Origin of the sequence: Psychrobacter urativorans (assembly GCF_001298525.1) — a bacterium.
Classification (GTDB): Bacteria; Pseudomonadota; Gammaproteobacteria; order Pseudomonadales; family Moraxellaceae; genus Psychrobacter; species Psychrobacter urativorans_A.
Genome location: NZ_CP012678.1, coordinates 2421880 through 2445521, shown reverse-complemented (window position 1 = coordinate 2445521; position 23642 = coordinate 2421880). Strand labels below are relative to the sequence as shown.

Annotated in this window: 18 protein-coding genes, 2 tRNA genes and 2 riboswitches; of the genes, 9 read left to right on the top strand and 11 right to left on the bottom strand. The window is 42.1% G+C overall.

What is annotated here, in order from left to right; translation table 11 throughout:
• Window positions 1–454: 454 nt before the first annotated feature.
• Window positions 455–2161, bottom strand: a complete 1707-nt coding sequence (locus AOC03_RS10590; RefSeq protein WP_062535819.1) for an alpha/beta hydrolase family protein — start codon at window positions 2159–2161, stop codon at window positions 455–457.
• A 327-nt stretch (window positions 2162–2488) separates the two neighbouring features.
• Between AOC03_RS10590 and AOC03_RS10585 the strand changes: the two genes are divergently transcribed.
• Both AOC03_RS10585 and AOC03_RS10580 read left to right on the top strand, forming a co-directional pair.
• Window positions 2489–2779, top strand: coding sequence for a hypothetical protein (locus AOC03_RS10585; protein WP_062535817.1), 291 nt, complete (start codon window positions 2489–2491; stop codon window positions 2777–2779).
• 95 nt (window positions 2780–2874) lie between these two features.
• Entirely contained in the window at window positions 2875–3726 is an 852-nt protein-coding gene (locus AOC03_RS10580) for a methyltransferase (protein ID WP_062536738.1), read from the top strand.
• A 33-nt stretch (window positions 3727–3759) separates the two neighbouring features.
• Here AOC03_RS10580 and AOC03_RS10575 read toward each other — a convergent pair whose 3' ends face one another.
• The 7 genes from AOC03_RS10575 to AOC03_RS10545 form a co-directional block, all read right to left on the bottom strand.
• Window positions 3760–5133, bottom strand: a complete 1374-nt coding sequence (locus AOC03_RS10575) for an ABC transporter ATP-binding protein (protein WP_227514238.1) — start codon at window positions 5131–5133, stop codon at window positions 3760–3762.
• A gap of 109 nt (window positions 5134–5242) precedes the next feature.
• Window positions 5243–6907: an ABC transporter permease gene (locus AOC03_RS10570; RefSeq protein ID WP_062535815.1), complete on the bottom strand. Its 1665-nt coding sequence runs from the start codon at window positions 6905–6907 to the stop codon at window positions 5243–5245.
• A 69-nt stretch (window positions 6908–6976) separates the two neighbouring features.
• Window positions 6977–8107, bottom strand: a complete 1131-nt coding sequence (locus AOC03_RS10565) for an extracellular solute-binding protein (protein ID WP_062535813.1) — start codon at window positions 8105–8107, stop codon at window positions 6977–6979.
• A gap of 316 nt (window positions 8108–8423) precedes the next feature.
• Window positions 8424–9209 carry a 16S rRNA (uracil(1498)-N(3))-methyltransferase gene (locus tag AOC03_RS10560; protein WP_062535811.1) on the bottom strand — a complete coding sequence of 262 codons (786 nt, stop codon included), beginning with the start codon at window positions 9207–9209 and terminating at the stop codon, window positions 8424–8426.
• Between the two features lie 64 nt (window positions 9210–9273).
• Window positions 9274–10809, bottom strand: a complete 1536-nt coding sequence (locus tag AOC03_RS10555) for a 3-deoxy-D-manno-octulosonic acid transferase (protein WP_227514237.1) — start codon at window positions 10807–10809, stop codon at window positions 9274–9276.
• A gap of 97 nt (window positions 10810–10906) precedes the next feature.
• Entirely contained in the window at window positions 10907–12511 is a 1605-nt protein-coding gene (locus tag AOC03_RS10550) for a tetratricopeptide repeat protein (RefSeq protein ID WP_227514236.1), read from the bottom strand.
• 116 nt (window positions 12512–12627) lie between these two features.
• Window positions 12628–14271 (bottom strand): cardiolipin synthase, encoded by a 1644-nt coding sequence (locus tag AOC03_RS10545; protein WP_420480458.1) that lies wholly within the window; start codon window positions 14269–14271, stop codon window positions 12628–12630.
• Window positions 14272–14578: 307 nt separating this feature from the next.
• On the opposite strand from AOC03_RS10545, the gene AOC03_RS10540 reads away from it, so the two are divergent.
• The 4 genes from AOC03_RS10540 (at window position 14579) to AOC03_RS10525 (ending at window position 16462) form a co-directional block, all read left to right on the top strand.
• Window positions 14579–14654: transfer RNA gene (locus AOC03_RS10540), tRNA-Val, on the top strand.
• A 54-nt stretch (window positions 14655–14708) separates the two neighbouring features.
• A tRNA-Asp gene (locus AOC03_RS10535) sits at window positions 14709–14785 on the top strand.
• Window positions 14786–15119: 334 nt separating this feature from the next.
• Window positions 15120–15398: a peptidylprolyl isomerase PpiC gene (gene ppiC, locus AOC03_RS10530; RefSeq protein ID WP_062535808.1), complete on the top strand. Its 279-nt coding sequence runs from the start codon at window positions 15120–15122 to the stop codon at window positions 15396–15398.
• Between the two features lie 332 nt (window positions 15399–15730).
• Window positions 15731–16462, top strand: a complete 732-nt coding sequence (locus tag AOC03_RS10525) for a hypothetical protein (RefSeq protein ID WP_062535806.1) — start codon at window positions 15731–15733, stop codon at window positions 16460–16462.
• A gap of 195 nt (window positions 16463–16657) precedes the next feature.
• Here the strand turns inward: AOC03_RS10525 and AOC03_RS10520 are convergent, their stop codons facing one another.
• The 3 genes from AOC03_RS10520 to AOC03_RS10510 form a co-directional block, all read right to left on the bottom strand.
• Entirely contained in the window at window positions 16658–17962 is a 1305-nt protein-coding gene (locus AOC03_RS10520; RefSeq protein WP_062535804.1) for a lytic murein transglycosylase, read from the bottom strand.
• Window positions 17963–18300: 338 nt separating this feature from the next.
• Window positions 18301–19125, bottom strand: a complete 825-nt coding sequence (locus AOC03_RS12870; protein WP_227514234.1) for a hypothetical protein — start codon at window positions 19123–19125, stop codon at window positions 18301–18303.
• 245 nt (window positions 19126–19370) lie between these two features.
• Window positions 19371–19691, bottom strand: a complete 321-nt coding sequence (locus tag AOC03_RS10510) for a YcgL domain-containing protein (protein WP_062535802.1) — start codon at window positions 19689–19691, stop codon at window positions 19371–19373.
• Between the two features lie 384 nt (window positions 19692–20075).
• Window positions 20076–20207, top strand: a riboswitch (glycine riboswitch).
• Between the two features lie 49 nt (window positions 20208–20256).
• Window positions 20257–20439: riboswitch (glycine riboswitch) on the top strand.
• 168 nt (window positions 20440–20607) lie between these two features.
• Between AOC03_RS10510 and gcvT the strand changes: the two genes are divergently transcribed.
• From gcvT to AOC03_RS10495, 3 genes are all read left to right on the top strand, one after another.
• A complete protein-coding gene (gene gcvT / locus AOC03_RS10505; protein WP_062535800.1) occupies window positions 20608–21783 on the top strand; it encodes a glycine cleavage system aminomethyltransferase GcvT in 1176 nt (391 codons plus the stop codon).
• 131 nt (window positions 21784–21914) lie between these two features.
• Window positions 21915–22295, top strand: a complete 381-nt coding sequence (gene gcvH, locus AOC03_RS10500) for a glycine cleavage system protein GcvH (RefSeq protein WP_062535798.1) — start codon at window positions 21915–21917, stop codon at window positions 22293–22295.
• A 455-nt stretch (window positions 22296–22750) separates the two neighbouring features.
• Entirely contained in the window at window positions 22751–23503 is a 753-nt protein-coding gene (locus tag AOC03_RS10495; RefSeq protein WP_062536729.1) for a nitroreductase family protein, read from the top strand.
• Window positions 23504–23642: the final 139 nt, after the last annotated feature.

Here is a 23642-nt window from a genome sequence, read left to right as displayed (position 1 = left end):
TTAGCTAGCATTAATATGATTGTTAACCATAATCTTTATAGTGATACATAAATAAAGCAGCATAACTATGCAGCGATTATCGAGATATCAACTATAAAAAAGCACTACTAAGGGTGCAAAACAAAGGGGAAATGGCGATACTGTTTTTGTTAAAAGTAATGTTGAATAAAAGAGGTTATTTTAACACAAATTTGCTTATTTAGGGGCATTTGCGCGTCATTCGCCGCAAAGGAGATTTGACGTTTAGGTCTAATATTGTAGACCATCTAGGCGTATTTACTAATTAGTGCTGTCTAGCATTATTTATTGTCTACAGCCCCAATATTAATCCCCAGTAATAAGAATAAAGCTATCTTTTTCTAAGCATTAGATTAAACCTTTATCTATAAAAAATGGCACCCTAATGGATGCCGTTTTTTGATTGCGCTTTTTTAACGCTTAAAACCTATTCAACTTAAGATTTTTTAAATTCTTGATCAAAGAATTCGCGTGTTGCTTGCGTACAAGCCGTGCTGACATGAGTGCCATGATAGGTTCTTAAAATCGCAGCGCCTGCACCTTGCTCGGCTTGTTGTGCCGTACCACCATTATTTATGACATTCTGGTAAGCAGCGGCGTATTCTTGTCCCACTGTGCCAGCAAACTTGGCTTGCACATTATCAAGGACTGTCTGAACGTTCCATGCGTTCATAGACGCTTTTCCAATCAGCGTTAATGTGGTTCTGTCTTTATTAGACCCATCAACGTCCAGCACAGTCACATTTATTTGAGCGGCTGGGTTTTGAGCATTCGCACCCTGCAATATTTTTGCCATTGAACTGGTATTTAAATCATAAAAGACCGATGGATCTTGATTGCCACCACAAAGCAGCGTGGGTATCTTTGGCACATAACCACGTAAATCATTGACCTTTAAAGTTTTACGTAATTCATTTTGCGGATTTAAAGCAGGAAAGGCTCTACCGTTCTGCGCCAATAAATCATCAGGATTCTGTAGCGCATCGATGACATAAGCGGCACGAAAATCAGTTTGAATCAGATAATTACTACTGTCAAATCCAACTGAAGCGAAAGGTAAAGAACTTGCTGGTAAACCATCAAGCACAGGAGAGTTTGTCGGCTTAGCTTGGAACAAGGCGGTTAACGGCAATTTTCCTGCCAATACTAAATCTTCAAAGCTTAGCGCATTGGGTAATTTAGTATTGGCGTAATTACCGGCAAAAATCTCTGTTGGATTGTTATAAATTTTGTTATTTGCTTTTTGTAGGCTAGTGGCCAATAAAGGCGCAAAAGCCGTCGAGCCAATACTCACATTACCTGTAAAAATAGCATCGCCAAAGGCTGCCAAGGCGTATGGACCCGAAGAAGGGGCAATAGCAGTGATTGGTTTGTTCTGCTGCTCTAACAGCCGCGCGGTCGCCATAGTGACGTGTCCACCTTGCGAATAACCTGATAGGAACAGCTTGCCTGAGTCATTAACCTTAGTATAGGTGGCATTATTAGCATTTCTCTGCTGATTGATAGCGGCACGTGCCGTATCTAACGCGGTGACCATTTCTGTAGATTGCTGCTTAGCATTGAGGTACGGATGATAGTTCAGATCAGAGCTATCATAACCGGCATAGTTAGGCGCGACGACTATGTAGCCTTGCGCGGCAAAGTTTGCGGCTATCATGGTTGCTTCTATTTCCGCAGGGTTCTGTGCATTGCCCACTTGTGTAAAATCAAATTTTTGCTCAGTAGTAGTTTCATGCGCATATAGCAGTATCGGGCGGTCGCCCTGACATTCAGCCGTATTGCCACTAGGTATCATCAGCGCGGCTGTGGCATTGGTCGGCTCATTTGCCGCCCCTTTGGTTTGATAACCAATCTTTTCTACTGTCACCCCACATTTCGCAGCGGGTGTGATGGCTTTGCCAATCGTCGAGGCTTCTAACAATTCTTGATCTATTTGAATAGGCGTAAAAGTGGCGATAGACTGAGGGGCATTAATAGACGTGTTAGGCGTGTCATTATCATCGCCACAACCCGCCAGTAGTAATGCACTGGCAACCGCTACTGATAGCAGGCAGCGCGACATAACGGGCGTATTTATTAGATTTATCGGAGAAAGATGATTCGCTTGCTTAGCGACCTTAGTATTCGTCTTAGATATAGTCATGAATGCCATCCTTAGCAATAATATGAGCGTTTTTTAATATTATCAGTAAACCATAACGGTAATATTTATGTCTTATACCTTACTGGTTATACCGTAAAATGTTATCAAAAGATACTACAAACTACGGAAGCAAAGGTCACCTTATAATAAAAGGTCATCCTATAATATTCTCCGCGTAGCGTGATTCACATTCTTGGTATTTTTTTGACAACCTGACAACCTGACGTTTTCGGTTATAGTGGACAAAATATTTCTAACCGCTACACTAAGCACGGTTTAAAATAAGCCACTATTATACAAGCAACAACTATATAGGCATTTATGTTCATGGACATCGTTTTAGCTATCGTCTGGATTTTGGCAATGGTACTTTATAGCTTTTCTAGCGATTATGCCGTCCACTTTCCCAATCACAGCCATCGTGCTCTACCTTTGGTACGCTGGGGTTCGTTATTCATGGCGATGGGACTATCTGCTTATTTAGCGCAAGCGTATCAAGCCAACTTACAAGGGTCGGGTATGTGGATATTTCTTGTCGTGGTATTTATCATTATCACCTTATCCAAACTCACATTTAAATGGCTCATCAATCGACAACGCTCAACTGATATTGCTTAAAGTAAACTTCCTTAGAATAAAACTACTTAGAGTCATATTGCTTAGAGAATGTTATTCACTTAATCCTCGTAAAGACAGTGTAAAACCTTATGCAAATGGATAATAAAGACAGTCAAGCGCCAGATGTCATAGCGCAAAAAGACCAACGTAGCGACCGCAGCTTTGATACGATTGCCGATCATTTTGAAAAAAAAGTCTATGGCGGTTTAAAAGGTGATATTCGGTTAGCCGTATTGCGCCGTGATATTTTTGCTTATGTTAACCAAATGAGCCAAAAGCTAGGGCGACCGCTACATATTTTAGATGTTGGTGCAGGGCTTGCACAAATAGCGATTGAGCTTGCCGCTCAAGGACATACCGTGGTAGTGAATGATATCTCCGCTAATATGCTAGCTAAGGCGAAAGTCAGTGCAGAACAAGCGCAGGCGACAGAAAATATAAGCTGGTACGTATGCCCTTATCAACAGCTCGAAGAACAACTTGCCGCTGAAAACGTCGAGAAGTTTGACTTAATATTGTGTCATGCGTTACTTGAATGGCTGGCAGAACCAGTAGCCGTCATGGACTTTTTTGATAAACATCTGACTGATAATGGGGCGCTGTCGTTATGCTTTTATAACCCTGCAAGCTTTGATTATCGTAATTTGATAATGGGAAATTTTAACCTTCTCGATACCTTGCTTCATAAAGACGACAATCAAGCCGACAATAAAAAAAGCTTGACCCCGAATCATCCGGTAGCCAAGCAAGAAGTAGAATCGTGGTTACAGCAGCATCATTATCAAACACTACTGACTAGCGGTCTGCGCGTCTTTCATGATTACTCACCACTCAAACGTGGCGGTCATAATGACCCCGAAGCCGTGATTCGGATGGAGCTGCGCTACTCACAGCAAGAGCCTTATAAATGGTTAGGGCGCTATTTGCATATTTTGGCAAGTCGCTAGGGTTAAATCGTAATCGCTTGTATTAATAATTAATTATGACCTATCATAATCTGACCATGTGGTGGCGTTGATATTTTTTTCATCGAAAACCACTACGTGTTTCAGCATCGGTAAGATACCAATACGCGAGCCAACCTCATGATTATGATGGCTAGACACTAAAGCCAATACCGTCTGCCCATCGTCCAGTTGCAAACGATAGAGATAATTTGCTCCGCGAAAAACACGCCCAATGACCAATGCCGTCTGCGTACTGTCATCATCGTGAATGACATCGTCAGGGCGTACCAACACCTTAATAGGCGTGCCATTAGGATAATCATAATCGCAATACTGTGGCTGCCCTACCTCATCATAGCATTCCATACGCCGATAAATATCACCAAGCGCAGTCTCGACATGACCTTCTTTAATCACGCCATCTATCATCGCGCCTTCACCAACGAACTCGGCAACGAACGGACTGACTGGCTCGTGATATAGCTCGGTCGGGGTTGCCCACTGTTCCAATTTTCCTTGATGCATCACGCCGACTTTATCCGCTAATGCAAAGGCTTCGTTTTGATCATGAGTGACCAAAATTGCGGTAGTATTAGTACGTTTCAAGATATCGCGCACATTCATGGCAAGTGATTCACGCAGCACCACATCAAGATTAGAAAACGGCTCATCAAGGAGTAATAACTGAGGTTTTGGGGCTAATGCTCGTGCTAAAGCAACACGCTGTTGTTGACCCCCTGACAGTTCCGATGGGCGCTTATCGGCATGTTCAGACAACTCAACGAGACTTAACATTTCAGCTACCCGCGCTTTTTTATCAGCAGCCGACCATTTATTAAGCCCAAACGCAATATTCTTCGCCACGCTTAAATGTCCAAACAGCGCATAGTCTTGAAATACCATACCCATGCCACGTTTAGCAGGAGATACCGCATAGGATTTGCTGGTGGTCTTTTCTGTTAAGCACTGTTCATTTAGCGTAATAATACCCAAACGCGTCGGCTCTAAACCCGCAATTGCTCGTAACGCCGTAGTTTTTCCACAGCCGCTATAACCTAAAAAGCAACCAATCTCACCTTGCTGTAAGGTTAATGACAGTCCATTCACCACTGTTGTATCGTCATAGCCCACTACCAAATCTTGCACGCTAAAATAAGGCTTATCAGTAACGAGCACTGTAGGATGTTCTGTATGGCTGTTGTCTTGTTGGGGTATATTAATATTGTTATCCTGCTGATTTTTGGTCTGTTTATTTCGCGACTGACGGTCTTGTGTGCGATTATTTTGAGTATTCGGTACTAATAGTATTGGCGTAGGTAGTATTGGCTCAGGGGGTACTTTTTGAGTATCAAGCCGAGCATTACGCTTGGTTGAATGTGCATCTGCTTGGTCTGTGGAGTCGTTCATAAGGTCAGTATACATAGACGTTACCAATAAGCGATTAATGAATAGAACGATAAAAATAAGGTCGTGCTCAGTATTATTGTACTAGATAAGGAGATATTAACAGCGTTGGCTAGCCATTTTTGTCACTTTGACGCAGCAATACCCATACTGGAATGAGACCGACCAGCACAATGAGTAAGCTTGGCAATGCAGCCCGCGCCCACATACCTTCACTGGTCATCTCAAACACCCGCACTGCCAACGTATCCCAACCTTGCCGACGCGTCATTAAAGTAATCGGCATCTCTTTCATGACTTCAACAAATCCCATTAATAAAGCGGTTAGCACACCGGGGCTCAGTACCGGAAGTACCACTTGTCGCCAACGTTGCAAGGCGCTATCGCTAAGCAATTTAGCAGCGGCTTCTTGATTGGCAGTCAAGCGCTGTAATTGGCGATCAATCGGCTGAAAGCTAACGGTCATAAAACGCGTGGCTAATGCCAAAAGCATCACCACCACGCTACCTGACAGCACTTGATGCGAAGTAATGCCAAAATCAATCAGTTGATTGTCGAGCCAAGCAATCGGAATAAATACGCCAACCGCTAATACCGTACCCGGCACCACATAACCTAAATTGGCTAAGGTGGTCATTAGCTTAGTGGATTTATCAGGATATTGGCGTTTAATCCACGCAATAATAATGGCAAGCACGGCAATAAATAACGTCGTCATACTCGCCAGCAATAGACTGTTCATGACAAAATCAATATAACGCTCATCAAAATCTTGCCGAAAATTTATCGCTGTCCAATAAAGCAGTTGTAAAAAGGGCACTAAAAAGGCAATCAAAAACACCACGGTACATAACAATGTCATCGCAAATTTAGCACGTTTACTGGTTTCAAAGCGACGATTACTGCCTTGCGACACGGCATTACCGCGCTTTGCTTGCCAATACTGCTCAAACAATACTACGATAAATATCACCCCAATCAGCAAGGCGGCTAACTGAGCGGCAGTGGTTAAACTAAAAAAGCCAAACCATGCTTTATAAATAGCCGTCGTAAAGGTATCGACATTAAATACCGATACTGCACCAAAATCCGCCAGCGTTTCCATTGCCGCCAGTAATAATCCACCAATGACCCAAGGCAGCGCTTGCGGTAACGCCAAACGAAAAAATACTTTACTACGACTCAATCCCAGCATTTGACCCGCTTCCATCGCTCTTCTGCCTTGAGACAAAAAGGCTTGACGCGCCAGTAAGTAGACATAAGGATAAAACGCTAGCGACAATACGATGCCTGCGCCCCAGACATTACGCACCGACGGAATGGCGGTAGTAATACCAAAATCACGCAGACCCGTTTGCAGGGGTCCACTAAAATCAACAATCCCTATCGTGACAAAAGCCAGTACATAAGCGGGTATCGCTAACGGCAACATCAGTGCCCACGTAAAAAAGCGCTGACCGGGGAAACGATACATACTCGTCACCCATGCCAGCGCCGTACCAACCGTACCAGAGATTACCATGACCATCAGTAATAATATTGCCGTATTTTTGAGCACTTGCGGCAAGATATACTCGCGCATGTGCGTCCAAATATCGGCTACCGGCTGTGTCCATGACAGCAGCACGATTAAAATCGGTACGAGCATAAACAACGAAATCAGTCCTAAGACTGATTTCGAGATAATGCGTTTACTAACCGTATAATCCTGACTGACAACACTGCCTTCTTTGACCGTATTATTTTGACGAAAAGATAGTTTTGGCATTGTCATCATAAAATTATTACCATATCAGACACATAAAAGACCATATTATAGTATGTTTATCTGAACTATTTTAGCGGATTATTTATAGCCCGCTTTATCCATCATTTGAATGGCTTGGGTTTGCAACGCACCAAATTTTTGCACGCTGATACTATCTTGTTTAAATGGACCCCAAGATCTAAGCAGCTCAGATTCATCAATCCCTTCTTTAACCGGATACTCTTTATCCGAGCTGGCATAGAGACCTTGTGCTTCATCAGAAGATAGCCATTCCATTAATTTAAGCGCGCCATCTGGATTGTCAGAATTGGCAATCACGCCAGCGCCTGAGATATTCACGTGCGTACCTGTGGTGTCTTGGTTTGCCCAAAATATTTTCACTGGGAAGCCAGGTTTTTCATCAAGCAGGCGACCATAGTAATAGCTGTTAGCGATACCTACTTCACACTGACCAGCGGCAATTGCCTCTAACATATTGGTGTCATCACTAAATACATCTGTCGCTAAGTTAGCCACCCAACCACGAATCACTTGTTCGGTTTTTTCCGCACCTAAATTTTCAATCATACTAGCAACCAGTGACTGGTTATAGACCGCTTTTGATGAACGCAAGCACAGTTTGCCTTTCCATTTTGGATCCGCTAAATCTGCATAGGTTGATAACTGTGCCGCATCCACTTTACTTGGATCATAAAAAATAGTACGCGCACGTAATGACAGACCCGTCCACATCCCTTTGGGATCACGATATTTAGCTGGCACGTTAGTCTCTAAGATAGTAGAAGAAACAGGTTGCAGTAAGCCTTGCTCTGCCGCTTGCCATAAATTACCCGCATCAACGGTCAACAGCATATCGGCTGGCGTATTCTTGCCTTCTGCTTCTAAGCGCGCCATGAGCGGACCCGTTTTATCCGTCACCAGCTCAATTTTTACACCTGTTTCTGCAGTATATTTATCTAATAATGGCTTGATTAACTGCTCATTACGTGAAGAATAAATAGTAACCACTTGGTCGCTGTCAGTTGTTGCAGCACCGTCAATAGCTGCGTCTTGCCCGGCTACAGGTGCTTTAGCATCCGCACCTTGCTCAGGCGTTTCGGCTTTATTACAACCTACCAAACCCAACATCAAGCTAAATACAGCAACAGATAAGCTCGCTTTGATAGAGCGATTAAAAGATAGAGGTGCTGCAACCGCATTTAACGACATGGTTTTCTCCATAATAAATAGGGCAATAAATAGATGAGATAAAACGAAAGAATCAGCTACTGACCGATAAGAAAAACTGAAAACATTCAGATAAGTACAGGCTAAAAACTCAAAGCAATATACTAATAGAAATGATATTAGTTATCAATACATTTATCAAAGATAGTCACTTTCCTCATGCTACTGTTTTTCTCAACCTGTTATTTATAGTTACTGTTTTTATAGTTACTGTTTAGAGATGCGCCCATGCTATACGTAAAGTTAATGCTATTAATGAATGAAAGATTTTTAAAGCGTGCTGTTTAATAACCGCTATTTAACAACCGCTGTTTAGTAACCAATGCCCCAAAATGACATTGACTGCCGTCTCAGTTCTCAGTACTCGACTGCCGATATTGACTGCCTGACAACCTTGTGCCCCGAACAAATCAATCTCGTAATCAATCCAACCGCCTTCAGCACCAATACACACTACGCTTGGCAATACTGTCTTTGTTTGCCCCTCTGTTAACGCTAAAAATGATTGCGATTGTGATTGCAACAAGGCTAGCTGTTGTAAATATTGCATGAGCGACAATTCACTATAAGGATGAGCCACTATAGCGTGCCCAGTAATTAAGCTTGCCAACTCATCTTCAACAAAAGGCTTAAAGCGTTTTTGTAAGGTGATGCGCGGTGCAACCGTATCAACCCCTTGTTGCAAACCTTCTAGCACAAATTCGTCAAGTCGCGCGAGCAGTGGACTTTGCCAATAACTTTTTTGCGTGCGGTAACTATTAATAAGAACGATATCACGCACACCAAGCGCGGTCATATCCATAATCAATCGGCGTAATACTTTCGGGCGTGGCAATGCCAAAATGACGGTGACATCCAACTTTGCAGGAGGCTGTTTGGATAAGTGAACCTCACGTAAATCAATACTATCTTCTGATATTTTATCAATGACGGCAGTACCAAGTTTACCGTCAAGCTGACCAATTTTGAGTGTGTCGCCTACTGTTGCATCCAATACTTTCTGAATATGTTCTATTTGACTGGGCGCATCAATATACGCAAAAGGTAAGGAAAAATGGGTAGCTGGTAATAAAATACAATTCATAGGAATGGTTTACTTAAAGTGAAAGAGTGCTAATCGTGGAAATTATTTATCAACTATTTATTCATCAATTATTAATAGTAGCAAATTGTTTAATAACTTCTTCAATAAGGGTTAATTGCTGGGTAAGTGCTGATTGCTGTTGCGCTGCCAGTTGTGCCCCTGCCTGCCCTGCCAACTGAGCAATATGCGGGTGACTGAGCCAAAATTGCAGCTGCTCATAAATAAGCGCCACATCATCAGTGTCCGACACAGGCTGCATAAATTTTGACTTATCCTGCTCAGAAAAAGGCTCATCAACCTGTTCATCAGACCCACCATTAAGAGTTATCGCCTGATAAAAATTATTATACGGCTGATACAACGCACCCACGCCAGCCAGCATATCCACGACCACTTGGCAAGACTGTGTATAGCGTCCCATTAATATCGGCGTCGCCACACTCGCAGGCTCAACGGGATTATGACCACCAATATCTACCAATGAGCCACCAACCAGTGCCACATCAGCTAAGGCAAACCACGTCATCAGCTCGCCCATACTATCTGCTAAATACACTTGCGTCTGCGCGTGAATGGCGTCTTGATGACTGCGCCTTACCATTTTTAAACCTGATTTTTGGATAAGTGCGGCAACTTCATCGAAGCGTTCAGGGTGCCTTGGCACGATAATTAATAAGGTTTTACTATGTTCAGGTATCGCTAACAGTTGCTGCTGCCATGCCAGCGCAGTATCTTCTTCACCGCTATGGGTACTGGCTACTACCCAAATAGGACGATTTAACTCTCCTAAATCAACGTCTATTATTTTTTCATTGGCAATTTTCGGCTGCGTAATGTCCGTGATAACTGATTTTTGGGTATTAATATCCGTTATTTTAGGGGCATTAATGACCCATTTTAGTGAGCCTGCCACTTGAACATGCGAGCTTTCAGCGCCCAGTTGTTGAAAACGTTGCGCCGATTCTTCATCTTGCGCAATGATTAACGTCAGATTTTGCATCATACTTTGGCTTACGGCACTGATTTTTTGATAACGTTTAAAAGATGCTGCCGATAGCCGACCATTGACCAATATACTGGGAATATTTTGTTGCGCGAGGATGGTTAAAATATTTGCCCACAGTTCAGTTTCGACAAACAAAGCGGCAATAGGCTGTACATGGGCTAAAAATTTCTCAATAACTGCAGGGCTGTCTACCGGCACATAACTGTGGCTCATACGCCCTTGAGCAATATCCTCTGCGAAACGGCTAGCACCGCGCGCAAAACCAGTCTGGGTAGTATTGGTCAGCCAAATCTGATATCCCTGCTGTAATAATTTATCTAACAACGGCGCAACGGTATTGGTCTCACCCAATGAGACGGCATGACACCAAATGACTCTGTTATTGTTATCCTTATCGTTATTAGCAGTAATTTTATTACTTGGACATGGCGGATAATATTTACCAAAACGCTGTGCCACTTCTTGCTGATAGTTAGCACGCTGATGCGAGCGTTGCCAAACTTGCAGGCGATATAATGGCTTTAACAGGCTAATAATTAGTCGATAATATAAAGGAGGTATACTGATTGCGCGCTTGGTTATCGGAGTAGACATGGTTTTTATAGTACCGCTCATTGACTTATTTATAGGTGACGTTTTCATTAAAAAATTTTAATAACGACGTTTAAAAAATAGCGTTTAAAAATAGTATTTATACAAAAATAATTAATAATAAAGCGCCGACAACAATAGCCGCTATCAAAATCTGATAACGCTTAAAGCTATGTTCTTCTTGCTGACGGGTGATGATTAAGCTTTGTGCTTGTTGCCATTGTGCCATCACCTCAGTCGCCTCGATATGACCATTTTCAGCAGCTTGCTCAAGCCAGTATTTGCCATTATTCATATCTTGTGGCACACCGACTGCTTGATAGTACATTTTACTGAGTAGACGTTGAGCACGACTGTCTTTTTGGTTAGCCGCTTGCTTCACCCAATCGACGCCAATATCTTTAGCTTGTTCAGTGTCCGCGGTCAACCCCTCTGCTAGCAGCTCATACATCGCAAGGCGCAGCATCGCAGCAGTATGACCAGCCGTTGCAGATGTTTCTAACAAGTCAAGTGCTTGCTGCCGTGCGGCTTGATGGGAAACTGAAAACACCACTTGGGCGCGCGGTTTATGTTGCTTGGCAATATGCTGTTCAAACTGATCAAGAATTTTGCACGCTTGTTGATAATCACTATGACCTGCTGTTTGGTTAACTTCTATCTCATTAAGCTCAGTTAGCAATTGCGTAAAAACCTCTGGCGTTGGTGGCACTGATTTTAATGGTGTTGTCTGTGTTTGGAAAGGCAAATCTGCTGCTGGGGAACTATTTATAACTTCTTCTTTTATTAGCACTGGTGATGCCGTTTGCAACACCGTACTAGAGGAATTATCATCAACGATATCAGTCGTAATGGCAGTAGCTGCTACGTTATTACTGGCTTCGACTATTGTTGGTTGATGGCTGGTTATAGCAGTTGATGATAATTTTGATGACGATGCGGCTTTTGCCTGTTTATTAGCAATATACTCTGCCGTATTAACGACCGTCTGGTTTGTATTTAAGTGTTCAGTGACTAATGTTGTATTAATTGGTGTGGATTTAACGGGCGATGTATTAATCGCGGTATTTACCGGAGTAGATGCTTCTTTCTTTGATACGTCATTCTTTGTAGCCATCATGCCAGAGGACGGCAATAATTCAGTGACCGCTTGATACAATCCACTGGCAACTTGCCCACCCATTACCGCAGAAAACTGCCTGTCAATATGACCAAATAAGCGCATTCCTATCGGCTCTAATGCGAAAAATAGTGGGGCAACTTTTTTACTTTTGATATCATTAGCAGAAGCGTCACTATATAACACTGCCATATGCTGATAAAAATCATCTACTCCCAACGGTAACTCAGGATAGCGCAACCGCATTTCAAATTGACCATACCAATGAGGCGTATCTTGCCATTGCTGTGCCAAAACGCGTCCCGCATAAAATGCTAAAAACACTAACAGATTACGGAGACGCTCATCACTCAATAAAGCCTTTTCATCCCACGTATGAGACCTAATCAACTCACGACGTATCTGTGTTAACAGCGTATCAACCCGTTGCAAACTATTCAACGACTCATCTAACTCGCAGTCGCGCAGCGCCATTTCATAGGCAATACCACCCGCAATCGAACGATGCCCTAAAAAATCTTGCCAATACCCTTCTGCCATATAATCGAGTGGCGTTTTAGGTAAGGACGTTGCAGTCATCATAGTCATAAAGTAGGCGAATCCTTTTATAATATAAGTGCGCAGTCGTTAAGTAACGCCGTCGATAAGCTACCAAAAATAATTACTATAAATAAAGCAGTTACCTTAACCTAAAATCCAAATGGCTACAATAAAGGACTAAATAAACGCACCACATTATCAAATAAACGCTCGTAATTACTGCGCTGTTGCCATTCTTCTAATCCTAAAAAACGACAGCTGTGTAAATAGGATTCCTGACAGTCAGCCACTTGTGCGACCATTGCTGGTGTATAAATCGCTAACGTCACTTCCATATTTAAATAGAAACTGCGCATATCAATATTAACCGTACCAAATAGACAATAATCATCATCGATAACCACCGTTTTGGCATGTAGCAGACCGCCTTGAAATAAGGCAATGGTCACCCCTGCTTCTAACAACTCTTGATAATACGCTTGCGAGGCATGCTGCACTAAAAACGAATCCACCTTTTCAGGAATAATCAACGTCACCTCAACCCCACGCTTCGCTGCCGTCACCAATGCACCAGATAATGCTTCATCAGGCACAAAGTATGGCGTGGTAATACGAATACGTTTATTAGCGCGGTGAATAATAGTGACCAAAGTATTGTAAATCACATGCGCGGTCACTTGTGGCGCTGAGGGAATCAGTTGCGCCACCACGCCATTTACCACAGGCATCTGCGGAATGACAATCGAATTCGCACCAGTACTGAGTGGCTCAAAATAATCGACGATAGTATTAAGTGCTTTTATGCGACTATTCATATCGTTAATCGTTGGATGGCGCACATACAATTTACGCGTATAACTGTTCACACGTTTATGCAGCGCATCTAGATTGTCATTATTCTCAGCACCAATATCAGTGACCACCACTTTAGCCATCGCAGTTGCGATACTCACCTCGTTCTGACTGACGCTGCGTATCGCCACATCAATCCATTGACCCACCGCTTTATCTTGCTTAAAAAACTTCGGATCAACCAAGTTAAAACTACCGATATAGCCAACATGCTCATCAATAACCACAATTTTGCGATGATTGCGCAAATCAGAACGCTTAAATAAGGTCTTAAATAATCCTACAGGCAGCGACTGATGTACAAATACGCCCGCACCTTCCAACTGATGATGCTCAGCGCTATTAAAAAAGCTAAAACTCCCCACACTATCGATGAGAATATGACATTCCACACCGCGATGCGCGGCGGCAATCAACGCTTGTATAACGTCTTGCACTTGTCCTTTCGGATAAATAATATAAAATTCCATCAAAATCGACCGTTGAGCGCCATTAATATCATCAATCAAACGCTTAAAAATCGCCTCAGGATGGGTCAAAAGCTGCATTTGATGATCTGGAAACACCCCAAAACCTGTCCAACGTGTCCCAATTTTACTGACACCGCGATAGTGCTCAGAAAGTAAATCTTGACCTTGATCAAAAATCAAACGCTCACGTTCTGCCATATCATTCAGGATAAGCCGTGCCTGATCAACGCGCTGCCGATAGCGACTGCCAATCATCGGCTCACCTACCAACATATAAGCAAGTAATCCAAATATAGGCAACGTAAACAAAATAGCTATCCACGCAATCGCCACACCAATGTTGCGCTGTACCGAGACAATGCGTAAAGTCATCACCACCATTAGAACAATATGCAGTATCAGACCCAACCCTGCAAAATCAGTCCATGTCCACGACGCGATATATTGCTCCGCAGCGACAGTGCCTACATTCATCTCCATAACCATCTGACCCATATCATCACAACCAAATAAACAAACCCACAAGCACAAAAATGCTAACAGTATAATGGCTTTTAGCGGTCATACAATAGACAACTATGTAGCCCGCTTTCGTCCTCTATCTTCATCATTTGACCTTTAATAAAACTATTTTATAAAATAAGTGAAAATAGTATTTGACACGCCATTATAAATCTATATAATACACACCCACAGCAACGGGCTTTAATGAGTTCCAACGCTGTTAGATTTATTATTAAGATATTTCGAATGTTAACTAAAGAATGACTCCTCTAGTTAATAAAGCAATTCAGGGTGATTAGCTCAGTTGGTAGAGCGTCTGCCTTACACGCAGAATGTCGGCGGTTCGAGCCCGTCATCACCCACCACTCTTTTAGCGAAGTGGGCTCCTTGATAAGAGCAAGACGCTAAAAACGACCTAAGCAGCGGTAGTTCAGTTGGTTAGAATACCGGCCTGTCACGCCGGGGGTCGCGGGTTCGAGTCCCGTCCGCTGCGCCATATTTAAAACTTAGTTAACTTTTTAAGTTTAAGCAAAGTTTCAGCCTCAAGTATTCGTTTACTTGAGGTTTTTTTGTGTCTATAAAATAATTTAAGTATCTCCCAGATACTTTCTTATCCTCGTTCATATGCAAAATATCAAACCACCACTGAGATCGTTGATACCATCAAAAATTGTAGTTCAAAGACTGTAGTGGCAGGAACAATCAAAAGGTACTGATTCCCATTTAAATTGTAGACTCTGTTTAGATAATAACTTTTGATGAAGTAGAGCAACTAAGCTAAGTAATGATATAATGCCCCGATAATCGATATTTTATGAAGGGTTTACATTATGGCTCGTACAGCTAGCGCATTACACATTTTAGTAAAAGACAAAGAACTAGCTGACGACATTATTGCCAAGCTTAAGAAAGGCGCCATGTTTGATGTGCTCGCTAAAAAGCACTCAACCTGCCCATCAGGTAAAAAAGGCGGCAACTTAGGTGAATTTAAAAAAGGCGACATGGTACCTGCATTTGATAAAGTCTGCTTCAGTGGCGAACTCTTCACCCCGCATTTAGTGAAAACTAAGTTTGGCTGGCATGTGGTTAAAGTGCTTTATAGAACATAAATTTTAGTGGGTCTAGCTTGTCACGTCGCGAGTTCGAGTACCGTCCGCTGCACCATATTTAAAACTGAGTTAACTTTTTAAGTTTAAGTAAAGTTTCAGCCTCAAGTATTGTTTGCTTGAGGTTTTTTTGTGTCTACTCAATTTCTATAATCATTCATAAGACGGATAATGTTTATAAGAATAATAATAAGGATTGTCAGCAAAATTTTAGTGAGCTTGGCGTAGCTGCTATTACTTTATCTACTGAAACACTGTTAAATAAAATCTTTAGTAGATATCATAAGGTCAAAACAGGTACGATATCCTGATACGACAGACAAGGAAGCCTTATCATGACTCCATTTACTCATAACACTACGATTTATAAATTTGCAATAACTGGTGTATCAATAGTCGCCATCCTTGCCAGCAACGGCTGTGCCACCAGCTCATTATTGGACAGCCCAAGCCAATCCAGCACTAAAAACGTCAAGCAAGTATTGTCTGAAGATCAAATCGTGGCTTTTGGTCGTCCTGCCCAATCGTTACCTAATATGCCAAACGCCACAATGGTTATCGTTGGGAATAAAAACAGCTATGTTCTGACCCAAGGCGGTACAGAGATGGTCACTCTGTTAAGCAACTTAACGCCAAAAAACATCCAAGTTCAAAATGATATGTCGTTTTATGTGCCAAATAATGACGGTTACTTCCAAGGTGACATGAAGCTGTCATACGCTAAATTAAAAGATGAATTTAAGCGTGCTGATTATCAGTTTTTCCTACAAAATGGCGGGCAAGATTGTACCACCACGAGTGACCAGCGTATTGCAGCACAGCGCTTTTGCTTTAATATACCCGTTAAAGGTGCTATTTATCCGCAGGTCAATAATCTTTCCCTCATTCAGTCCAAATATCGTCCATTAAGTAAACCCTATACCGTCAGTTTCTACACGCAAACACAGCAAAGTGACGTGTCACATAATGGAAAAAGTGGTGCGCAAAAACTGGTGTTACTACCGTTCGCTCTCGCCTTTGATGTGGTCACTTTTCCCTTTCAGTTATTTGATAGCGTGGTGAATTAACAGTCACTGCTCAACAAAAACGCTTATTAATCAATAATAGTCATGACAATATTTACCACCAAAAAAGCACCCATGATTGGGTGCTTTTTTAATGACGTACCTTTTACATTAATGATTTATCGATTTATCGATTTACCGATTTAACAGAGACTGTCGCCAATAATCACTATGAAAAAATGGCACTGTCCAAGCACTTCACCATGCCGTCAGTGATGCAGCGCTACGCTGAGTAATAAAACCATCTGGCGTTTGCCCATTCGCTGCTTGCCAGCGCTGGAATGCCTTACGCGTATTAGTACCCACTACACCATCCGCCCCTTGTGTGTCATAACCTGCTTGGGTTAGGCGCAGTTGTAAGTTTTTCACTTGCGCCGTTGATAATGGGCGCTCATAGCGTGGCCATGACTGTTGTAGTCCATTTTCTCTAGTAATGGCTTTACCTAATAAACTAACGCCTAGCGCGTAGCTTGATGAGTTATTATATACTTTAATGACGTCAAAGTTTTTACTGAGTAATAGTGCAGGACCGTCTTTACCTGCCGGTAGCCATAGCTCCATTTGCGCATTAGCATCTAGCGAGACATCAGCGATAGTATCAACACCAAGCGCTGCCCATCGAGCAGCCGATTGCTTGCTACCAGATGTGGCGTAATCAAATGAGGCGGGCAATCTGACTTCATAAAACGGTGCAAGACCACGTACCCAACCCGCATTACTTAAATAACTGGCAGTAGAAGCCAATGCATCAGCAGTCGACCACGGGTTTTTATATCCGTTGTTATCACCATCTATCCCTTCTTTTAACCATGTATCAGGGATAAATTGCGTCTGCCCCATGCCACCTGCCCAAGAACCCTGAAGCTGTGACCAAGACACATCACCGCGTTGTAAGAGCGTCATTAATGCCAATAGCTGAGTTTCAGCAAACGCTTGACGACGACCATCATAGGCAAGACTTGCCAATGCACTTGGCAGATGGCTAGTACCGGTTACCACGCCATATGCCGATTCCATACCCCAAATTGCCGTCACGATCTCTGCACTGACACCATATCGCGACTCTAAGCTTGATAAATAGCTGCGCTGTTCGGCAAATTTGCTGCGTCCGGTATTGACACGAGCATCTGATACCGCAGAATCCGCATACTCCCAAGGCATCTTAGAAAACTCAGGCTGACCTGAATCTAATGAGATAACTTGTTGGTTCAAGTTAGCGGACGCAAGCAAACGCTGCACGTCCGAGCTATTGTAGCCCGAGGCAATCGCCCGTGTTGAGAAGTCTGACTTCCAGTCTGCAAAACTGCTATAACTTGCTTGCGGTGCCGGTGTCGGCTTAACCACCTTATTCGGCTGTACAATGACAGGTTTAGGCTTAATAATCGTTTGCGTTTCAGTGACTTGAACGTTGCCTTGGCGCACTGGTTTCTGCTGCGGCTGACTGACGCAACTGGCTAAGAACAACACAGGGAATAGCGCAATATAGTGCTTTTTTAACATCATAAAAGTCTCTAATGAAAATAATAACCAAAAAAAGTAGGACAAATTTAAAGCAAGTTGAAGAAGATAGACGAATGTTCTATCGCAGCTTTATAACTTAATAAATAGAATTTTCTTTTACAATAAGCAAAACACTTTAGCAATAAACAAAGATAAAGTCGATGGATAAGTACGATGATGAGCTGAGTCAAACGCAATCGATAAGCGATTTATTAGAATAGACCGTTTTTAGCATTTATAGAGTTGTCTTAAGACGACAACCTTATCAACAACCATAAAAAAGACACGCATCGGTGTCTTTTTTTGTATTTAAATAAGCAATTCAGAAATAAGAATAATAATTACTTATCATTTTTATTGTCGTCATCACTCTTTATAGCAGGCTGTTCGGCAATAGTCTCTTCGTCAGCCTTTTTACTATAAAATCCTTCGACTTTTTTTCTCTTTAATTCAGGGGCTTTTTTAAGGTTGATATCTGTATCTGTATTGATAACCTCAGTATTAATTACTTCAGTAGTAATCACTTTAGAACCACTCACTTCAGCATTAACCACTTCATCAGCCTTAGGCACAGAGACGATTAAAGGCGCATCAAGCGGCTCTTTTAAAGGGGCACTTTCAGCAATATAGTTACTACCTGCATAGTTACTATCTGCATAATTACCACTTGCCAAATAGTTACCGCTTGCCAACTGCATATTGGCTTCAGCATCTTCAGCCGTGTGCAGCCGGGCTTTATCCAAGCTCGACTCGAATGCACCACGAATCAGTTGCCAAACGAAGCCAATAAATAAGCCTACGACCAGTACAATCAATACTGGTAGCGCGTTACTGGCAGCAGCCGTGGTGTCTTTCATCATAACCGCATAGACGACGCTGATACTTGCAGGCGCAAGCAGACTTGGATCACCAAGGGCGGTGCCAGGGGCTAATAAAACAGCAAATAACACCATCCAACTTATGCCACCTAATGGTTTCGGTAACATGCGCGCCACCAATATCCACAGCGCCAATACGACAATCGAACCGCCAATATAGGCATACATTGGTAAATCGGCGGGTGGAACACCTTTTACCAGCTGACTCCACCAAATAACAATCTCGCCAAGAATGTCACTGATTTTTTCAAGTGGTAAGCTCTGTAAGATACTTTTTAGCCAGTCCATGCGTGTTTAGATACCTGCGTTTATAAGTCATGCGCCAAGTTAATATTTCAGTAGTCTATTGCGCTTTCATTTATGAATATTAGTATTGATATTAATGATTAATATACAAATAAAGCGTTAGAAAGAAATTAACGTGCACGCCGAATAGGTCGATAGTTTATCACGACTTTATACCAAAATGCATATTACAGCTTTTTCAGTCGCTCTTTTTTTACCTGCTCATGGTATTAATTTGAGCAACCGTATTAATGATATTTACTATCTTGAGCATCTAGAGCACGTAATTCTGCCTGCCGACGCAGCACATCTTGCGGTGGCATTTGTACAAAATAACCTTGTGATATTAACTTCGCCACTACTTCTTGTTTATCAACACGAGCAAGGGTTGGCGTCGTTTCTAAGTCTAAATGCATCACAAATTTACTGATGCCCAAACCCGCCCGAAAATCTTTTGGCAATACGCCAAGCCAGTCCTTAATATCGTCAGTGTCATTAGGATAATCAGGACGGGCAATATAGACATACATATCGTCGTGTTTAGGGAATTTATAAATATCACAATGCATAAATATGACCTATCAAAAGCTAAAATTAAAGATAATAGTTAGAAAACAATACCACACGCTAGCAATACTACTGATCCGCCCCATCACTGCGCCGCATAAGACGCTTATTATCAACTAGCGTAGCATAATTCACCTGATTATCAGTAGTGGCTTTACGTATTAGCACCATTATATTCATTGATATCTTTATCAAAATTAATCGACAGTATATGTTTTAGATAAAAACTCTTATTCGAATGCTTAATTTATAAGGTTTATGGGAAAGCATCATAGTAACACGACTAATTTTTATCAAATTAATCTGTTTTGAATCATTTTAACTAACTTTAATTCATTTTAATTCATTTGATGACTTGTAAAACTGGCGTGAACGTTTCATAATAAAAGCGTTTTTCAGGAGAGAGTTTTGCGGCACGGCGCAGCGCTTATTAAGCCTCGTCACTATTTGTTGCCACAATACCACCGAAGGCGCATCCACCCTGCCAATCGCTCAGGTAAAAGGACTGAAAAACACATGCCACCTTTGTTTATTTGCTTTTTGCAAACATAAACATAAACATAACGGCATAACAAATCTGGAGAGCGATAAGGACAGACGATGTCTTATCCACCGAAGGGGAGAAAATGTACTGCCAAATACCTTTAGCGAAAGTATTTTTAGCGAATAAATGTAGTTATCTTTGATAACTGTGCTAAATAAAGGTTGGCAGGCATTGAAAATCTCAGGTCACAGGACAGATAGGGCTTTTGCTTAAACAGACGTATGGCGTCCGTTTAGCATACGGCTTTATGTTTTTGTGTTACCCTTTATCGCAATTTTTGCACGGTGCAATTTTGCTCTTCACGCTATGAGTACTTACTTCATTTAAACACTAGTTTGATGTAAGCACTTACGGCGTACACTTAAGGATTTGTTATGACCGATATCCAAGCTCCAACCACAGACAATCAAGCCCCGCAGCGCACTCCTCTTTATCAGTCTCACGTTGACAGTGAAGGCAAACTGGTCGATTTTTCTGGTTGGGAACTGCCTATTCATTATGGCTCACAAATTGACGAACATGAAGCCGTACGTACCGACGCTGGTATGTTTGACGTCTCACACATGGTCATTGTTGATGTTAAAGGCGCACAAAGCAAAGCATGGTTACAAAAGCTATTAGCCAATGATGTCAACAAGCTAAAAATGGTCGGTAAAGCTCTATACTCTCCTATGCTGAATGAGCAAGGCGGTATTATCGATGATTTAATCGTCTATTTATCAAATGCGGATGAAACCGAATATCGTATCGTCTCTAACGCGGCAACCCGTGATAAAGACATGGCGCAGTTCGAAAAAGTAGCTAAAGATTTTGATGTGACGCTCACTGAACGTAATGATTTGGCAATGCTTGCCGTACAAGGCCCTAAAGCAGTTGAAAAACTGATTCAAGCCAAACCAAGCTGGGCGGAAACTTTAGAGAAAATCACCCCATTTGTTGGCGCTGATTTGACGGACATCGAAGCGCCAAATTGGTTTGTCGCTCGTACTGGTTACACGGGTGAAGATGGCGTTGAAGTCATTATGCCTGCCGATGCTGCTGCTGTTTTCTTTGCATTGCTCAAAGAAAACGGTATTAAACCTGCTGGTCTAGGTGCTCGTGATACCCTACGTATGGAAGCCGGTATGAATTTATACGGTCACGATATGGACGAAACCATCAGTCCTTACGACTGTAATATGGCGTGGACACTGGCTCTAAAAGATGAACGTGACTTTATTGGTCGTGAAGCACTGGTGAATAATCGCAAACAAGCAAAAGACAATAACACAGCTATGAAACAAGTGGGCTTATTGCTCACCAGCCGCGGCGTGTTACGTGAAGGTATGCAAGTAACGATTAACCAAGGTACTGACAACGAGCAAACTGGCGTTATTACCAGCGGCACCTTCTCTCCTAGCCTGAAAAACTCTATCGCTATCGCTCGCGTTCCTGATAGCTTATCTGAAGACGATAACGTACAGATTGATTTGCGCGGTAAAGGTAAATTTGTTGATGTTCGTGTGCTTAAGCTACCTTTTGTTCGTAACGGCAAACAGCAATTTGCTTAATTCTCATCTTGACTACGTTTAACAAATAGTATTTGATTGTTGGTTAATTAACCATTTGACTAACCAACAATCTATAGTTCGTTTTTAGGTGTTGTAACTTTTATTTTTAACCCTCCTCAAAGGAATTTCTCATGAGCAATATCCCAGCAGAATTAAAATACGTCGCCAGTCACGAGTGGTTACGTCTTGAAGACGACGGTACTATTACTGTAGGTATTACTGAACACGCCCAAGACTTACTTGGCGACGTGGTCTATGTTGAGTTACCAGAAGTTGGCGCTAACATTACTGTTGACGAAGAAATCGCTGTTGTTGAGTCTGTAAAAGCGGCATCTGACGTTTATGCGCCTATCTCAGGTGATGTTATTGCTATCAATGAAAATCTTGAAGACAATCCTGAAGTCATCAACTCAGACCCATATGGCGAAGGCTGGTTATACAAAATGAAAGCCGCTAACCTTGAAGACTATGAAGGTCTATTGAGTGCTGAAGAGTACGAAAACGAGCTATAAGTTTTAAGATAGCCTGTATATTAACGGTGATATTTTATCATCCGTTAATATCAAAAATATGTGATACGGCAGATATCAGCGTTCAGTTGGTATCTGCTCCCGCTTTATAGTGAACACGCTAAATTATTAATAATAGGCAATGGATATTCCCTATAACGTCAAAAGATAACCAAGTTATAAAATTGACTTGATGACTTTTGCTTCGTTTTATTTGGAATATTATCCCAGTAATACTGCGATGCCCTATTCACAATTCACTGCTGTTATCTATTTGATAGCCATCATTTTATGGTCTGATTCTGGAGTCACGTATGAAATCCGCTGATACTCATACCAATCATGGCGATGCGAACAGAAATTATACCTCGCAGGCGGCTAATGATAATGACCTTGCTCATGCTCATGCTCATGCTCATTCCCAAGAAAATAGCGATATCTCAAGTAAAGAGACCGTGATGGGTAATGAAACCGTAGATAACCTAGCAACCCCCGAATATACCCCACAATTGCAAGCATTTCGCCAAGTGCTGGAATCCCGTCGTTCAGTACGGCGCTTTACTGATACGCCCATCCCTGATGACGTGCTGACTGATTGTTTACGCTTAGCCATGCTAGCACCCAACTCAAGTAATTTGCAGCCTTGGGAATTTTATGTGATTGACAGCGCGGATAAACGCAAGCGTGCCGTTAAAAACTGTATGAACCAAAATGCGGCAAAAACAGCCTCGCGATTGATTGCTGTAGTAGCGCGTACTGATATCTGGCATGAGCACGCCCAGCAAATTTTGCGTGAATATCCTGATAAGCCTGTACCCAAAAAAGTCAAGAACTACTATGCCCAAATCGTTGCCATGGACTTTATTCGCGGTCCCATGAATGTGATATCAGTAGCGAAATGGGGTGCGACTCAAGCCATTAGGCAGGTTAAAGGACCTATCAAATCACCATACTATACGTTTGATGATGTGAAAAATTGGGCAACAAACAATACGGCACTAGCCGCTGAGAATTTGATGCTGGCATTACGTGCCCATGGGTTCGATAGTTGTCCTATGGGTGGCTTTGATGAGCCGGCGATGAAGCAATTATTAGGCTTAGGTGGCAACCATCATATTGTCATGATGATTGGTGCTGGTGAGCGTGCTGATAATGGCATTTATGAATCGCAGTTTCGTTTTGACCAAACACAACTTGTGCATCATGTATAAATAAATAACTAAGTCAGTTACTTAATAAGTAACTGACTTAAATAACCAAATAAGTAACCAGCGATTGCAGATCGTAAATTAATCTACTTTTTATCTGCTGGGTTTTTATCTGATAGTTTTACTCGCTATCATAGGATGC

What these genes read in the sequence shown, in the direction of transcription:
- gcvH (WP_062535798.1), top strand. Translation starts at nt 21,915, where the DNA reads ATGAGCAATATCCCAGCAGAATTAAAATACGTCGCCAGTCACGAGTGG.
- AOC03_RS10590 (WP_062535819.1), bottom strand. Translation starts at nt 2,161, where the DNA reads ATGACTATATCTAAGACGAATACTAAGGTCGCTAAGCAAGCGAATCAT.
- gcvT (WP_062535800.1), top strand. Translation starts at nt 20,608, where the DNA reads ATGACCGATATCCAAGCTCCAACCACAGACAATCAAGCCCCGCAGCGC.
- AOC03_RS10520 (WP_062535804.1), bottom strand. Translation starts at nt 17,962, where the DNA reads ATGATGTTAAAAAAGCACTATATTGCGCTATTCCCTGTGTTGTTCTTA.
- AOC03_RS10525 (WP_062535806.1), top strand. Translation starts at nt 15,731, where the DNA reads ATGACTCCATTTACTCATAACACTACGATTTATAAATTTGCAATAACT.
- AOC03_RS12870 (WP_227514234.1), bottom strand. Translation starts at nt 19,125, where the DNA reads ATGGACTGGCTAAAAAGTATCTTACAGAGCTTACCACTTGAAAAAATC.
- AOC03_RS10510 (WP_062535802.1), bottom strand. Translation starts at nt 19,691, where the DNA reads ATGCATTGTGATATTTATAAATTCCCTAAACACGACGATATGTATGTC.
- AOC03_RS10585 (WP_062535817.1), top strand. Translation starts at nt 2,489, where the DNA reads ATGGACATCGTTTTAGCTATCGTCTGGATTTTGGCAATGGTACTTTAT.
- AOC03_RS10580 (WP_062536738.1), top strand. Translation starts at nt 2,875, where the DNA reads ATGGATAATAAAGACAGTCAAGCGCCAGATGTCATAGCGCAAAAAGAC.
- AOC03_RS10545 (WP_420480458.1), bottom strand. Translation starts at nt 14,271, where the DNA reads ATGGTTATGGAGATGAATGTAGGCACTGTCGCTGCGGAGCAATATATC.
- AOC03_RS10575 (WP_227514238.1), bottom strand. Translation starts at nt 5,133, where the DNA reads ATGAACGACTCCACAGACCAAGCAGATGCACATTCAACCAAGCGTAAT.
- ppiC (WP_062535808.1), top strand. Translation starts at nt 15,120, where the DNA reads ATGGCTCGTACAGCTAGCGCATTACACATTTTAGTAAAAGACAAAGAA.
- AOC03_RS10550 (WP_227514236.1), bottom strand. Translation starts at nt 12,511, where the DNA reads ATGACTATGATGACTGCAACGTCCTTACCTAAAACGCCACTCGATTAT.
- AOC03_RS10570 (WP_062535815.1), bottom strand. Translation starts at nt 6,907, where the DNA reads ATGATGACAATGCCAAAACTATCTTTTCGTCAAAATAATACGGTCAAA.
- AOC03_RS10555 (WP_227514237.1), bottom strand. Translation starts at nt 10,809, where the DNA reads ATGTCTACTCCGATAACCAAGCGCGCAATCAGTATACCTCCTTTATAT.
- AOC03_RS10560 (WP_062535811.1), bottom strand. Translation starts at nt 9,209, where the DNA reads ATGAATTGTATTTTATTACCAGCTACCCATTTTTCCTTACCTTTTGCG.
- AOC03_RS10495 (WP_062536729.1), top strand. Translation starts at nt 22,751, where the DNA reads ATGGGTAATGAAACCGTAGATAACCTAGCAACCCCCGAATATACCCCA.
- AOC03_RS10565 (WP_062535813.1), bottom strand. Translation starts at nt 8,107, where the DNA reads ATGTCGTTAAATGCGGTTGCAGCACCTCTATCTTTTAATCGCTCTATC.